The sequence below is a fragment of the Priestia sp. JNUCC 25 genome, assembly GCF_053667915.1.
This window is the reverse complement of record NZ_CM132211.1, coordinates 1280523-1295230: the sequence shown is the minus strand read 5'-3', so window position 1 is coordinate 1295230 and position 14708 is coordinate 1280523. Positions and strand designations below refer to the sequence as shown.

The following is a 14708-nucleotide window of genomic DNA, read 5'->3' as shown; positions in this document are numbered from 1 at the left end:
TAGAGAGCAAGGCGAAGACTCCTGCGGGAAGTGAGACCCTATAGGGGCGGAAGCGACGAGGCTCAGCGGCCGCCCGCGGAAAGCGACGCCTTGCATGGAAATCCACTGCGGTGTAATAAGCAGTCCAGCTCATGTATCACATGTGTTCGTCTTTAGGTTGGATTCATTTAGTTATGTCTCAACCTCTTTTTAGATTATTGAACTTCTTCAATGCTCCACTCTAGCTCTTTATGAGTGAGAACAAGATGCGCCTGCAATTTACTCATCTCTTTGTGCTCAAACCGATCATTATACATTTCATTCATGTCGTCAAAGTCACCGATTGTATACAAAGGAATTTTAATATCTCTACGGGATTGCACCATGTGTTCAAAATCAATAAACAAACCGTCATTCGTTAAAGTAAGAAGCGTATTTGCTAACACTAGAGGCAATATTGGATATTCTAACTTTTTCCTTCTAAATACAAATCTTTTTTGCTTAATTTCTGACATTTTCAACGGAATGATTCGGCTTAAAATATGCTTCATATCATACACGTCTCGAAAATAGATTTTGTTGTAAAATCCATCATCATGAGCTAAATAAACAAATTGATTACCGAGTTTATTATTAAATGGCGAGTTGAGCGGTTTTTTTAAATGACCTAAATACAGCAGCGCTGCAATATCTTGAGGTTCTAACAAATCCAACGAAGATACATCCTCAAAATCAATCCAACAAAAATCACCATAATTATAAACATCATCTTCTGCTAAAAGATGAATTTGTTCTTCTTCTACGTAGTCCATATGGGTTTGGTAATGGTAATCACTGTCTTCAAAACCGTGCTTTAACAATAATATATTTGCAAGCGGCGTAGGAAGGGAATGATAAAACTCTTTAAATTCAATTCCATATGTAATAAAGCATTTTTTATTTACATGGCCATTAATATAAACGATATCTCTTATTTCATCTGCTTTACTCAACCGTTCTAACCACCTTATTGATTGATTCTGTGATCGATATGTAACCGTTCTACTGATTTATATATTATACTTCTAAAATAAACAATGTGTAAATATATATTGTTGGCAATTTCTTTCGTATTCACTCCTCTTCTACTGATCATTTTATTTGATAGGAAAGAAAGGTATAGAGCTGATTGTGAATGTGGTAGAATGTGTATATCTTATTAATTAGCATGTATGAACACGGAGGTATACAAAATGGATGTTCGCCATTTGCATTACTTAACAGAAGTGGCTAAACATAAAAATTTCACAAGAGCTTCTGAAGCGCTGCATATTTCGCAACCTTCTCTCAGTAAAATGGTTAAATCATTAGAAGAAGAGCTCGGCACACCTTTGTTTGATCGCGCTGGCAAACAAGTTCAGCTTACCGATGCAGGAATAATTGTGTACGAGCAAGCAGAAAGCATTTTATCTTCTCTCCGAGATTTATCGGATTCCCTCTATGATTTAATGCATTTAAAAAGAGGAACCATCAAAATAGGCATTCCCCCTATTATTGGTACATTGTTTTTTCCTACTATTATTAAAGCATTTCGAGAGCAATACCCTGAGATTCATATTCAATTAGTGGAATATGGCGCTAAAAGAATGCAAAAATTTGTGGAACAAGGAGAAGTGGATGTGGGCGTAGTTTTACTTCCAGTTGATGAAAACATGTTTTTTACGACTCCTTTAGCCCGAGAAACACTGCAGCTTGTTGTTCATAAATCTCATCCGTTAGCTCAGCATTCTACGATTTCATTAAAAGAGTTAAAAGACGAAACGCTTATTTCCTTTCATGAAGACTTCACCATGCATGAAATGGTCTATAACGAATGTTTAAAAAATGGATTTACACCTAATATTGCTTTTAAAAGCTCTCAGTGGGACTTCATTGGAGAGTTGGTAGCTGCTAATCTCGGCATTGCTCTTTTCCCTTATTCATTATGTGAAAAGCTTGATTTGGAGCATGTGAAAGTAATTAATCTCGAGAATGCTATTCCATGGGAAATTGCTTTAATCGTTAAAAAAGATCGCTATATCTCTTATGCTACACAGGCTTTTATTGATTATATTAAAAGTACAGTTTAACAAAGCTGAGACAAAAGTAGTTTAATTAAAAATCCAAATGAGTTTGATTCTTAATAGAAAATCAAACTCGTTCGGATTTTTTTATGGTGGTGAACGTAGGTTCCATATATGTAGCGGCTTTTAGCTGTTGATTGGAGAGCAAGGCGAAGACTCCTGCGGGAAAAGCGGAAGCGACGAGGAGGCTCAGGGGCCGCCCGCGGAAAACGAAGCCTTGCATGGAAATCAACAACGGTGTAATAAGTCATTCATGCTAAATCACTTTTCCCATTGGTTCGTCTTTAGATTGAATTGATTTAAGCATGTCTCCATCTCTTTTTTTAATTACCTTTTATTAAATAATTAGACCTTATATTTCACAAACTCTTTTTTTGAAAAGGTTACCAACGCATTTGTAAAGAGATTTCTTTCAACTATAACTAAAAAGAATAGTTATCATAGTTATTATATATTTCATATTATAGTCGTTTTTTTGTAAGATAAGTGTGTAGCATTCATTTACTTAAGTTGTATCCCCATTTGCAAAATCCAAATAGTTTCTCTTTTCCCATGATGGAGTCGTCTTTTCAGCATAGACGACTCCATTATTGTCTCAACAAACTAGGAATGAATGAATAAAAACATAAATAAAGGAGGCTAATCATGAAACTGATTATGGTGATTTTACAGATTTTATTACTAACGGCTCTGTTTTTAATAGGAGAAAGTATTTCACAGTGGTTTGACCTCCCAGTGCCAGGTAGTATCATCGGATTTTTCTTACTGTTTTTCTTACTGTACTTTAAAGTAATTAAATTAAGCTGGGTTGAACAAGGTGGAACACTGTTAGTGGGAGAACTATTACTATTTTTCATACCAGCCGTCGTTGGACTCATCAATTATGGAGATGTATTGATGCATTTTGGAATCCAGATTGTGATTATTATCACAATCAGTACGATTATTGTGATGTCTATAACGGGAATCATTGCAGAACATATTTCAAGAAGAAAGGAAGGTTCGCTAAAATGACATTACTCACATGGATTGCTCTTCCGCTTACACTGCTCGTTTATGTCGGCACAAAAGTGCTCTATAAAAAATATAAGTCTATGCTAGTTTCCCCTATTTTACTAGCCCCCATTCTTTTAATTGGTATCTTATTAGTAACGAATGGCTCTTATGATCATTATAAGCAAGGTGCCAGTGCTATTAGCTTTATGCTTGGACCAGCAACCGTTGCTTTTGCTGTTCCTATGTTTAAGTATTTTGATTTACTCAAAAAACATCGTGTTGAAATCAGCTTAAGCGTAGGGCTCGGCACGTTTGCTGCCATGATATCTTCCATGCTGTTAGCATTAGTGTTTCATTTACAATCAACGCTGGTTCATAGCTTGATTCCAAGATCGGTTACGATTCCTATTGCTGTTAATGTATCTCAGACGCTAGGAGGAGATCCAAATATCACCATTATGTTTGTGATTATAACCGGTGTAGTAGGATGTATGGTCGCTCCAAAACTGATTAAGCTCCTCGCACTGCACTCTTCTCTAGCAAGAGGTCTTCTTTTAGGAGTAGCTTCTCATGGGACAGGTACAGCAAGAGCTTTTGAATTTGGAAAAATTGAAGGTACTTTTTCTAGCCTTGGCATGATCGTAGCAGCACTTCTTACAATGCTGTTTGCGAATATGCTTCTGCCTACTATTTTCGCTTAAAAGATAAAAAAGGTGTGATCATATATGATCACACCTTTTTATTATCCAATATGAAAAGTTGATTTTACGAACTCAATAACTTCTTCCGTAGAAGACATTGATAGAATTGTATCTAAATGAGGTTCGATATCAGCTTTTGATAATTGACGGATTTGAGAACGAGCTTTCAGAATAGATGTTGCACTCATTGAGAATTCATCTAAGCCTAAACCTAAAAGAATTGGAATTGCAATCTCATCTCCTGCCATCTCTCCGCACATGCCTACCCACTTACCTTCTTTGTGAGCCGCTTTGATTACCATATTCACCAAGCGAAGAATCGCTGGGTTATACGGTTGGTATAAATAAGACACGCGCTCATTCATGCGGTCAGCAGCAAGCGTGTATTGAATTAAATCGTTTGTTCCGATAGAGAAGAAATCTACTTCTTTAGCAAATAAATCTGCGATTACCGCTGAGGAAGGAATCTCTACCATCATCCCTACTTCGATGTCTTCCGAAACTTGTACGCCTTCTTGTTGAAGTTTAGCTTTTTCTTCTAAAAGAATAGCTTTTGCTTGACGGAACTCATCAACAGTAGCAATCATAGGAAACATAATTTTCAGATTACCGTATACGCTTGCACGTAGAAGCGCACGAAGCTGTGTACGGAACATGTCTTGCATCTCTAGACATAAGCGAATGGCACGGAATCCTAAGAATGGGTTCATTTCTTTTGGTAGATTTAAATAAGGAAGCTCTTTGTCTCCACCAATGTCAAGAGTACGAACAACCACTGGTTTGCCTTCCATACGTTCAAGAACTGTTTTATAAGAAGTAAACTGCTCTTCTTCCGTCGGAAGATCTTCGCGACCCATATATAAGAATTCTGTACGATAAAGGCCAACGCCTTCGCCGCCGTTTTCTAATACGCCTTTTACATCTTCTGGTGTACCAATGTTAGCTGCAAGTTCAACGTGATGATCATCAGCTGAAACCGTTTTTTCATTCACAAGCTTAGCCCACTCAGCTTTTTGTTCTGCATACTCAGCGGCTTTTTTCTCGTAAGCTTTTACTGTTTCTTCGCTTGGATCAACGATAACTTCGCCATCTAAACCATCAACAATTACTAATACACCGTTTTGAATGTCTTCCATAACTGTTTTTGTACCTACAACAGCTGGGATCTCCATTGAACGCGCCATAATTGCTGAGTGAGAAGTACGTCCGCCAATATCTGTTGTAAATCCTTTTACGAACTTACGATTTAACTGTGCTGTATCAGACGGCGTTAAATCTTCTGCGATAATGACAACTTCTTCTGAGATTAAGCTTGGATTTGAAACGTTTACACCTAAAAGATGAGCTAATACACGTTTTGTTACGTCACGGATATCAGCAGCACGTTCTTTCATATATTCATTGTCCATTGACTCAAACATATTAATAAACATTGCCGCTACTTCATCAAGTGCATGTTCAGCGTTTACATTTTCATTTGTAATTTTATCTTTAATTGGATTAATAAGTTCAGGATCGCTTAGAACTAATAAGTGAGCTTCAAAGATTTCTGCTTTGTCATCTCCAAGTTCTTTACGAGCGTGCTCTCTAATAATTTCAAGTTCTGATTTTGACTTTTCTAGCGCAGCTTCTAGACGTGCTACTTCTGCTTCAACTTCAGTTACTGATTTTTTTTCAACGGTTAATTCTGGATTTTCTAGACGAAATGCTTTAGCAATAGCAATGCCGCTAGAAGCGGCAATGCCTTGAATTTCCTTTGTCATTATTCGCCTAATCCTTCTTTGCTCATTGTATCTTCAAGAGCAGCAAGTGCATCTGCTTCGTCAGAACCTTCTGCAGAGATAGTGATTGTAGCGCCTTTTTGAATACCTAAAGACATAACGCCCATGATTGATTTTAAGTTTACAGTTTTACCGTTGAATTCTAAGTTGATATCAGAATCAAATTTGCTTGCTGCTTGTACTAAAGTTGTTGCTGGACGTGCGTGAATTCCTGAGTCTGCTGTTACTGTAAATGTTTTTTGTGCCATGTTAAATCAATCTCCTTTTTACTTTGAAATGTTAATAATATTTGCTTCTTGTTGAGAAACTTGGCCCTGCTTTAAGATATCAATTTTTTCATCAGCTTGTAAATTCGTGAAAATGATCGGCGTAATCGTCGATGGCGCATTTTCTTTTACAAAGTCTAAATCAATTTTCAATAGAGGCTGTCCTTTTTTCACTTCATCGCCTTGGGCAACTAAAGCTTCAAAACCTTCGCCTTTTAAATTAACTGTATCAATACCAACGTGAATTAAAATTTCACGTCCAGTCGTTGATTCAATACCTAAAGCATGTTTCGTCGGGAATAAGTTTACTATTTTTCCGTCCACTGGTGCAACTACCGTGCCTGTTTTCGGAATAATCGCAAAACCGTCACCCATTAATTTTTGTGAAAATACCTGATCTGGTACTTCCGATAAAGGTACCAATTCTCCCTCAATCGGTGAAACAATATCATTACCATTATCGCTTCCTACTTCAGATGTTGCAACAGGTTTTTCAATTGTTTTTGTCTCTTCTTTTGTGACAACCGGTGTTTTGCCATTCATAATGTCTTGAATTTGACCTTTTAACGTGTCAGATTTCGGACCGAAAATAGCTTGAATATTGTTACCAACTTCAAGAACACCAGCTGCTCCAAGTTTTTTCAAGCGGTTTTTATCAACATTACCTACATCATCTACTGATACACGCAAACGCGTAATACAAGCATCTAAATGTGTAATGTTTTCTTTACCGCCAAGTGCAGCTAAAACATTTGTTGGAAGCTCTGCTGCTTCTACTTTTACATCTTCTTCTCCTTCTTCTTTATCTTCACGACCCGGTGTTTTTAAGTTAAATTTACGGATTGCAAAGCGGAAACCGAAGTAGTAAATAACTGCTAGAACTAAACCTACTGGAATAACTAGCCACCATGCTGTACGGTTTTGCATAACTCCAAATAGAACGTAATCGATAACCCCACCTGAGAACGTCATACCGATTTTAACATTTAATAATTGCATAACCATAAATGATAAACCAGCAAATACTGCGTGAATTGCAAATAGTACTGGTGCTACGAATAAGAACGAGAACTCAAGCGGCTCTGTAATACCCGTTAAGAAAGATGTTAAAGCAGCTGAACCCATGATACCAGCTACATATTTTTTGTTTTCAGGACGAGCTTCGTGATAAATCGCAAGAGCTGCTGCTGGTAATCCGAACATCATGAACGGGAATTTACCAACTTGGAATGTTCCTGCTGTTAAAGGCACGCCATCTGCTAATTGAGCAAAGAAAATCTTTTGGTCACCGTGAATATGTTGACCTGCTTTATTAACGTAATCACCAAACTCAAACCAGAACGGAGAGTAGAATATGTGATGAAGTCCAAATGGAATTAATGAACGTTCAATCAATCCAAATACAAAAGCTGATAAAGTTGGGTTTGCATCAATCATGTTAGTAGAGAAAGCATTTAATCCGCTTTGAATTGGCGGCCAAATGAAAATCATAATAACACCTAAAACAATTGAAAATACCCCAGTAATGATTGGTACAAATCGTTTTCCTGCAAAGAACCCTAAATAAGATGGTAATTCAATATTGAAATAACGATTATACATGGATGAAGCTAAAATACCTACTATGATACCCCCGAATACACCTGTAGCTAACGTAGGAATTCCTAAGATGCTAGTGTAAGCTGGATTGGCACCCATTTTGTCAGGATCTAGTTGTCCTGTAGCAACTAAGATTGTGCTCATCGTTTTGTTCATAATTAAGTAGCCTACAATTGCAGCAATACCTGCTACACCGTCACCACCAGCTAAACCAACGGCAACACCAACGGCAAACAATAGCGATAAGTTGTCAAATACAATTTGACCCGCTTGCGACAAAACATTTGAAACCAATTGAACCCAGTCTGCACCAAGTGCCGGTACTGCATCTAACAATGTAGGGTTTTGAAGCGCTGTCCCTACTCCAAGTAAAATCCCTGCTGCCGGTAAAATCGCAACCGGCAACATAAGCGCTTTTCCGACTTTTTGTAATACTCCAAAAAGTTTTTTAAACATGGCGCTTACCTCCTTTTATATATTTAGTGTGCAACAAGCTATTTATTTGATACGTGAATCATTAACGCGCTTTCATAAAACGCTTTCTTTAACTAGAAAACTCATTACATCTCCTGGTGTCCTGAAGCCTAAGCTTTAAATGATTGCGCTTTCTTATAACAAAAAAAGGCATGAGGAAAAAGAAACGATAAATGGATACACTCATCCAATTACACATCGCTTCATTTCTCACTCATGCCTGATCGTATCAGTAACACGTATTGAAATGATTTTATAAATCCGTTTTTGTTATAAGTCGCTGCAGATGCATCGTTAAGTAAACTGCTTCTGCTTCATATACAGGTAAATGTAACGCTTGCTGCATTACTTTTATCACTTTCCAAGACACATTGTAACACAGGGGATATTCTTCTTTCAATAGCAAAGCAATTTTTTTTGGCTCTTCTATTTTTTCTCCTGTTTTTACTCGATCAATAGCAAAATGCAAATGACGAATCAATCTCATATAGTGCACAGATTCTTTGTCTACCTGCAGATGAAGCGATTCTTCAATCACATTAATAATCGTTTGAATAAGCTGCGAGTCTTGATTCACTTCCAGCAGGTTTTTTTCAGTCAGCGCACTGTGGATATGAAGCGCAATAAAACCAATCTCTCCTACCGGAAGCTGCACGCCTATTTTGCGACTAATAATTTCTACCACTTCAGATGCGATCGTATATTCCTCTGGATATAAAGCTTTTGTTTCAAGTAAAAATGGATTTTTAAGCCCCATTCCCTGCTGAAAACGTTTTATCGCAAACGCGATATGATCCGTCAATGAAATGTGTATATGCTCATTCAAAGGAATGTTAACACGCTTTTGAATGTGCGTTACAATATCATTCATCATTTCAATCACGTCTTCATCTACCTGAGCTAAAAGCTGCTTGTACTGTTCTTGCTCTTCTTCACTCTTTAACAAAAACATTTTCTCCACGGCTTTTGCATCGATTTCATCGCCTTTTTTCTTATTGAACCCTATTCCTTTCCCAATTAGCACAACTTCATCATAGGTAAGGTGTTTAGCAATTAATACATTATTATTAAGTACCTTTTCTACAAAAAAGGACTCTTTCACGAATCCTTCACTCCCCTGTTTCGGCTTTCTATTATTTGCTTTCCTATCTTACAAATAATACGCATAACCGTCAATTCATTTTTCTTTGTTTCAAATATTATTGAACTAAACTATTTGAGTTACGTATTATCTTAGTAGTTCTTCGCTGGAAACGCAACGTCTTTTTTGCTCGTCCCATAACAATTTTTCATAATAAAGTTTTGAAGCATAACGCTCAGAATGAATGCACCCGCTTGTAAAAGCGTAAAAAGAACAAGTGAAGTGGTAATAGATACCAGCAAAACCCCATAGTGAATCAGCAAAATATCTACTATACGCAGCCCCGCTATAATCATTCCAGCTCCAACAAAAAATTCTTTGGCTACACTCCAAACGAGGAGAATCGTAACAATACAAACGTAAATCATCGTGGCATTTACGGAATCATGAGTAGCCGACGCAAACCATCCCGTATAAAACCAATTATTATGAAAATATGCTAACAGCATAAACATAATAGTAGAAGTAATGGCGAGCATCCCGAGAAAAAATGTAGCGTAATGCACAAATGTCATATACCGTTCTGTTAGCCATACATACCAAATCTTTGAAATGCTAAAGCCTATGGTCATTAAAACGCCTGTATAAATTGTTTTCCACCAGTGATGTGTATAAATATCCCAGTGTAAAAATAATTCTTCAATCCCCATAAATATAGCTGAAATGAATAAAATATAGCGGAATTTTAATTGATAAGCAGCTACCACCATAGCCATGATTGGAAAAGCAAACGCTTGAGAAGTTAAGGAACCAAACAAATTATCAAAATATTCATTGGTCATAAAATCAGGATCGTAATCGTAACTTTCAAACAACACAAATACAACATACTCTAGTACATAAGCCATTCCAATGATAAAAAAAAGCAAAACGACTAGCTTTTTATCTTTTTTACGTATGAATACTGTAAGCAAAACGGCTGTGCTGATAATAATCAATGCAAAAAAAGCAGTATAATGAGGCATAGACGTCTCCCTTTTACGACCTAATTATTACTTAGAGTAAGACGTTTTAGCCAAATTATACATAGCTAGCTTCTATTCAAAAGAGCTTGAGACATAACTACCTCAATCCAATCTAAAGGCGAACAAACGGGATACATGAGATAGTTTGGATCGCTTTCTACACTGCAGTTGATTTCCGTGCAAGACTTCGCTTTCCGCGGGCGGCCGCTGAGCCTCCTCGTCGCTTCCGCTTCTCCCGCAGAAGTCTTTCTTCCGCTTCTCCCGCAGAAGTCTTTGCCTTACCCTTTAGTTAGAAGCCACTACATACCTGAAACCTACGTTCACCATGCCAATGAAAAAAATCCGAACGATTCATCGTTCGGATCTTCTTTCAACTAACATACTTTTGTTTCAGCCTCTTTTAACTCTTCAGCTTATAAAAACTGGAATGGTATCTATTATCCTTCAATCATTTTTGAAAGGTTAGCCATTTCGATAGCTGATGCTGCAGCTTCCCATCCTTTATTTCCTGCTTTTGTTCCTGCACGTTCAATTGCTTGCTCAATTGTTTCAGTTGTTAATACACCAAAGATAATTGGCACGCCTGTTTGTAAGCTTTGAGATGCAACGCCTTTTGCTACTTCATTACATACAAAATCAAAGTGTGGAGTAGCTCCTCGAATAACGGTTCCTAGCGTAATCACTGCATCATATTTTTTAGATTCAGCTAATTTTTTGGCGATTAATGGGATTTCATAAGCGCCCGGTACCCAAGCCACGTCTACGTCTTCATCAGCTACGCCGTGACGTTTGAGCGCATCTTCTGCTCCACTAAGTAAACGGCCTGTAATAAATTCATTAAAACGCCCTACCACGATTCCGATTTTTAATCCTGTGCCTACTAAATTTCCTTCATATAAATGATTCATCTTTTGTTCCTCCTGCTAGTATTAATATATAGTTATTTACATTTCTTTTCATGAATTAGCTTCATTTGTTATAACGAAAAAAAGTGTAAAATTATAAATGTAATAAATGACCTAATTTTTTAGCTTTTGTATCTAAGTATTTTTTATTGGCATCCACTGCCGGCATTTGAAGAGGCACTCGCTCGATCACTTCAAGGTCGTAGCCTTTTAGCCCAGTAATTTTACGAGGGTTATTCGTTAAAAGCTTCATTTGTTTGACTCCAAGGTCTTTTAAGATTTGAGCACCGATTCCATACTCTCGCAGATCCGCCGCAAACCCGAGTTTTTCATTCGCTTCTACGGTATCGTATCCTTCTTCCTGCAGCTTATATGCTCTTAGCTTATTTAGTAAGCCAATACCTCTGCCCTCTTGACGCATATACAGCAGAATGCCGCGTCCTTCTTCTTCAATTTGCGTAAGAGCTGCGTGAAGCTGAGGACCGCAGTCGCAGCGTTCAGAACCAAACACATCTCCAGTCAAACACTCAGAGTGAACGCGAACGAGAACGGGGCTATTATGATCAATATCACCTTTGATAAGAGCCACATGTTCTTTATTATCAAGTTTATTTGTATATCCTACAGCTTTAAACTCACCAAATGCCGTAGGTAAGCTCACTTCTACTTCACGGCTAATAAGCTGGTCATGTTTGCGGCGGTAGGCAATCAAATCTTTTATTGTAATCATTTTTAAATCAAATTGCTCTGCAATTTTTGTTAAATCCGGTACACGTGCCATTGTTCCATCTTCATTCATAATTTCACAAATAACACCCGCAGGCTTTCCTCCTGCTAATACTGCTAAATCAACAGCAGCCTCTGTATGACCTGCACGCTGCAGAACGCCCCCGTCTTTTGCAATCAATGGGAAAATATGTCCTGGGCGTTGAAAATCACTTGCTACCGTCGCTTCATTTACAAGAGCCATAACCGTAGCAGAGCGTTCGTATGCACTGATACCTGTTGTACTTGAAATATGATCAATACTTACTGTAAATGCTGTTCCATGTACATCCGTATTGTTCGCTACCATCGGGTGAAGATTCAATTTATGCGCAATTTCTTCATTAACAGGTGTACAAATTAATCCTCTTCCATGAGTAGCCATAAAGTTAATAACCTCAGGCGTCGTTTTTTCGGCTAATGCAATAAAATCTCCTTCGTTTTCTCGATCTTCATCATCGCATACAATAACCACTTTTCCCTTTTTTAACTCTTCAATGGCTTCTTCTACTTTATGAAACATCTCTTTCACCTCACTGTTAATTTGTAAAACCATGCTGCTGCAATAAATCCTTCATGTTACCTGAACGATTCGAGGCGCCAGGGGTTGACTTATTTGTCATCATCTGATGCATATATTTAGCTAACATATCGCATTCAATATTTACCTTGTCTCCTCGCTGTTTGTCTCCAACGACTGTGTGAAGCACCGTATGAGGAATAAGAGAAATAGTAAATGATTGGTTGCTGACATCAAAAATAGTAAGACTTGTTCCGTCTACGGAAACAGACCCTTTTAACATCATAAATTCACGAAGTTCGGGATCGACTTGAATTTCATAATAAAAGGCATTTCCTTTACGTGTTTTGCTTACAATGGTTCCAATTCCATCAACGTGTCCGCTAACGAAATGCCCTCCAAACCGGCCATTTGCAGCCATCGCCCGCTCTAAGTTAACACGTGATCCAACGGTTAGAAGCTGAAGGGTACTTGCTTTAATCGTCTCCGGCATGACATCGACCGTAAATTCATTTTGAGAGTAAGCCGTTACGGTTAAACAAACGCCGTTAACTGAAATACTGTCCCCTAAGTTCACATCTTCTAACACGGTCTTCGCATCAATCGTAAGAACAATTGCTTCTGTGGCCTTTTGAATACGTTTTATTTTTCCAATTTCTTCAATGATACCTGTGAACATTTTCTTCACCTGCTTTGGCGCTATTCCAACTTCTTATACCGTTTTGAAATAGCAGCTGCTTTTTTTTCATATTTATCTTTCCCCCAACCACTGAAAATAAAAAAGCCCCTTGAACAAATGTCCAAGGGGTCGGCTGAGCTGAATCAGTTTTATCTATGCAAAATTCCGCTAATTGTATACGAAATAAACAGTTATATTTTGTGTACAAAAACAAGGGTAGCTTTAAAAAAGGCAAACGTGTCCCTTATTAATTCAACACAAAAAAACAACTGTGCTTCCTGATCCTTCTCCCATCCAGACTTTTACTGTCGGCTCTAGATTTTAACTAGATCCACCGCTAACATACATCGTATGAAAACGGGTCACGGGCTTAAAAGCATACGCTTTATCACCGCCGGTTGGGACTTACACCCGACCCCGAAGGATAATATATTCGACTGCTATAGTCTTATTTGTTTTACATTATAGCAAAGTAAAATCGACTTGTCACATCATTTAACTTCGTTTTTTCACATCTATTCTTTAAAATCCAGCTTTTAGCTTATTTTTTCTTTTTTAATACATAGCATCCATACAAAAGCTAGTCCAATATAGCCAAATATCGGATACAAAAACTCAAGAAGCTGGGCATATCCGAATTGCCCAATAATAAAGCAGGCCAAGATAATAAACGCAAAAGCTTGTTTGTCATTCAGGGGAAGAAATGACTGAAGCTGCTTAGCGATTCCAAATACATTTCCAATCAATGTAGTAAAAATCTCGCCTAACACAACTACCGTAAATAAAACATTCACCCACGCTGAGATATTTTTAACAACGGCACTCATCGGAATATCAAGTTGAAATGAATAAGGCAAATTGGAAAGGGCAAGATGAGTAGAAACAAGCATAAACGTAAGTACACACCCTCCTATTACGGCCCCTTTTTTAATCACGCTCCTATCTTTCACGGAGCTTCCTAATGGAACCAAAACGGCCTGAGCCAAAGCTAGATTTAGGGAAATATATAAAAAGGGACTAACCGCCCACTTCCACTGCGTGACGAGCGTTAAATCCGGCTTCGTTTGAATCAGTGAGAAATAGCTGATATTTGGTACAAAGATGATAAAAGCAAATGAAAGCATCATCGGCACAACAAGAGAATTAACCATTAAAATACCGTTAATTCCTTTTGCGATAAATATATAAGTTAAAACAATTGTAAAAATCATCCCAACAGGAGGCCACAGTCCAAACTGTTCTTTTCCTATTGCCCCCGTACTCGCTAGCATGACTGAAGTTACTCCAAATAAAATGACAATCATTACACCGTTTACCGCTTTTCCAAGCACATCACCAAATAAATATGTATTAAGCTGCTGATAAGAAGAAGCCCCAATTGCGTGCGAAAGCAGCATCATTTTTGAACCTAGCCAAATAAAAAACAAGCCGCTGACCAAAATTCCGACCATTCCAAGTTCCCCGTACTGTGTAAAAAATTGAACGATTTCCTTGCCTGTTGCAAAACCGGCTCCTACAACGGTGCCTACATACGTAGCAGCAACCTGCAGCGTGAGTTTCCACCTTTTCATGCCCATCACCCTTCTACCCTTCATAGTTCACTATATGTAGAAACGATTAAAAAAAGACGAGCCTTTTTACGTGTAAATCTACGCATATCCCAGCGCTTGTACCTTTTCGTTTATTTTTTATTTTTCATTTTCTTTTTGTATTTCTCACAAAAAACTCCTTAACCCCTAACATAACAGTCATTTTTAAACAAAATATACGGATATTTTCCCTTCAGCTTTTAAATTTCCCTCAATATTTGCTGGAAATTCACAATTTACTGTTGT

General features: G+C 37.7%; 13 protein-coding genes and 1 riboswitch. Of the genes, 3 read left to right on the top strand and 10 right to left on the bottom strand.

Features of this window, described 5'->3' with window-relative positions; translation table 11 throughout:
- Window positions 1-194: 194 nt before the first annotated feature.
- Window positions 195-971 (bottom strand): hypothetical protein, encoded by a 777-nt coding sequence (locus JNUCC25_RS06590; protein ID WP_013056016.1) that lies wholly within the window; start codon window positions 969-971, stop codon window positions 195-197.
- 240 nt (window positions 972-1211) lie between these two features.
- Between JNUCC25_RS06590 and JNUCC25_RS06585 the strand changes: the two genes are divergently transcribed.
- The 3 genes from JNUCC25_RS06585 to JNUCC25_RS06575 all read left to right on the top strand — a co-directional run bounded on the left by JNUCC25_RS06585 (window position 1212) and on the right by JNUCC25_RS06575 (window position 3778).
- Window positions 1212-2087 carry a LysR family transcriptional regulator gene (locus tag JNUCC25_RS06585; RefSeq protein WP_013056015.1) on the top strand — a complete coding sequence of 292 codons (876 nt, stop codon included), beginning with the start codon at window positions 1212-1214 and terminating at the stop codon, window positions 2085-2087.
- Between the two features lie 639 nt (window positions 2088-2726).
- Window positions 2727-3095, top strand: coding sequence for a CidA/LrgA family holin-like protein (locus tag JNUCC25_RS06580; protein ID WP_013082263.1), 369 nt, complete (start codon window positions 2727-2729; stop codon window positions 3093-3095).
- Window positions 3092-3778 (top strand): LrgB family protein, encoded by a 687-nt coding sequence (locus tag JNUCC25_RS06575; RefSeq protein ID WP_013056013.1) that lies wholly within the window; start codon window positions 3092-3094, stop codon window positions 3776-3778. The genes JNUCC25_RS06580 and JNUCC25_RS06575 overlap by 4 nt, the downstream gene beginning before the upstream one ends.
- Before the next feature lie 41 nt (window positions 3779-3819).
- Here JNUCC25_RS06575 and ptsP read toward each other — a convergent pair whose 3' ends face one another.
- The 9 genes from ptsP to JNUCC25_RS06530 form a co-directional block, all read right to left on the bottom strand.
- Window positions 3820-5541, bottom strand: a complete 1722-nt coding sequence (gene ptsP / locus JNUCC25_RS06570) for a phosphoenolpyruvate--protein phosphotransferase (protein ID WP_013082261.1) — start codon at window positions 5539-5541, stop codon at window positions 3820-3822.
- The gene (locus JNUCC25_RS06565) at window positions 5541-5807 is read right to left on the bottom strand and encodes a phosphocarrier protein HPr (protein WP_013056011.1); all 267 of its coding nucleotides are present in this window, start codon (window positions 5805-5807) and stop codon (window positions 5541-5543) included. The genes ptsP and JNUCC25_RS06565 overlap by 1 nt, the downstream gene beginning before the upstream one ends.
- Window positions 5808-5825: 18 nt before the next feature.
- Window positions 5826-7880 carry a glucose-specific PTS transporter subunit IIBC gene (ptsG, locus tag JNUCC25_RS06560; RefSeq protein WP_013056010.1) on the bottom strand — a complete coding sequence of 685 codons (2055 nt, stop codon included), beginning with the start codon at window positions 7878-7880 and terminating at the stop codon, window positions 5826-5828.
- Between the two features lie 271 nt (window positions 7881-8151).
- Entirely contained in the window at window positions 8152-9000 is an 849-nt protein-coding gene (gene glcT / locus JNUCC25_RS06555) for a glucose PTS transporter transcription antiterminator GlcT (RefSeq protein WP_013056009.1), read from the bottom strand.
- 131 nt (window positions 9001-9131) lie between these two features.
- Entirely contained in the window at window positions 9132-10004 is an 873-nt protein-coding gene (locus JNUCC25_RS06550; RefSeq protein WP_013056008.1) for a hypothetical protein, read from the bottom strand.
- Between the two features lie 437 nt (window positions 10005-10441).
- A complete protein-coding gene (gene ribH, locus JNUCC25_RS06545; protein WP_013056007.1) occupies window positions 10442-10912 on the bottom strand; it encodes a 6,7-dimethyl-8-ribityllumazine synthase in 471 nt (156 codons plus the stop codon).
- Between the two features lie 91 nt (window positions 10913-11003).
- The gene (locus JNUCC25_RS06540) at window positions 11004-12197 is read right to left on the bottom strand and encodes a bifunctional 3,4-dihydroxy-2-butanone-4-phosphate synthase/GTP cyclohydrolase II (RefSeq protein WP_013082259.1); all 1194 of its coding nucleotides are present in this window, start codon (window positions 12195-12197) and stop codon (window positions 11004-11006) included.
- A gap of 16 nt (window positions 12198-12213) precedes the next feature.
- Window positions 12214-12873, bottom strand: a complete 660-nt coding sequence (gene ribE / locus JNUCC25_RS06535; protein ID WP_013056005.1) for a riboflavin synthase — start codon at window positions 12871-12873, stop codon at window positions 12214-12216.
- A gap of 278 nt (window positions 12874-13151) precedes the next feature.
- Window positions 13152-13302, bottom strand: a riboswitch (FMN riboswitch).
- A gap of 107 nt (window positions 13303-13409) precedes the next feature.
- Complete coding sequence (locus JNUCC25_RS06530) at window positions 13410-14444, bottom strand: YkvI family membrane protein (RefSeq protein ID WP_013056003.1); 1035 nt, start codon at window positions 14442-14444, stop codon at window positions 13410-13412.
- Window positions 14445-14708 lie beyond the last annotated feature (264 nt).

What these genes read in the sequence shown, in the direction of transcription:
- JNUCC25_RS06585 (WP_013056015.1), top strand. Translation starts at nt 1,212, where the DNA reads ATGGATGTTCGCCATTTGCATTACTTAACAGAAGTGGCTAAACATAAA.
- JNUCC25_RS06580 (WP_013082263.1), top strand. Translation starts at nt 2,727, where the DNA reads ATGAAACTGATTATGGTGATTTTACAGATTTTATTACTAACGGCTCTG.
- JNUCC25_RS06575 (WP_013056013.1), top strand. Translation starts at nt 3,092, where the DNA reads ATGACATTACTCACATGGATTGCTCTTCCGCTTACACTGCTCGTTTAT.
- ptsP (WP_013082261.1), bottom strand. Translation starts at nt 5,541, where the DNA reads ATGACAAAGGAAATTCAAGGCATTGCCGCTTCTAGCGGCATTGCTATT.
- JNUCC25_RS06565 (WP_013056011.1), bottom strand. Translation starts at nt 5,807, where the DNA reads ATGGCACAAAAAACATTTACAGTAACAGCAGACTCAGGAATTCACGCA.
- ptsG (WP_013056010.1), bottom strand. Translation starts at nt 7,880, where the DNA reads ATGTTTAAAAAACTTTTTGGAGTATTACAAAAAGTCGGAAAAGCGCTT.
- JNUCC25_RS06550 (WP_013056008.1), bottom strand. Translation starts at nt 10,004, where the DNA reads ATGCCTCATTATACTGCTTTTTTTGCATTGATTATTATCAGCACAGCC.
- ribH (WP_013056007.1), bottom strand. Translation starts at nt 10,912, where the DNA reads ATGAATCATTTATATGAAGGAAATTTAGTAGGCACAGGATTAAAAATC.
- JNUCC25_RS06540 (WP_013082259.1), bottom strand. Translation starts at nt 12,197, where the DNA reads ATGTTTCATAAAGTAGAAGAAGCCATTGAAGAGTTAAAAAAGGGAAAA.
- ribE (WP_013056005.1), bottom strand. Translation starts at nt 12,873, where the DNA reads ATGTTCACAGGTATCATTGAAGAAATTGGAAAAATAAAACGTATTCAA.
- JNUCC25_RS06530 (WP_013056003.1), bottom strand. Translation starts at nt 14,444, where the DNA reads ATGAAAAGGTGGAAACTCACGCTGCAGGTTGCTGCTACGTATGTAGGC.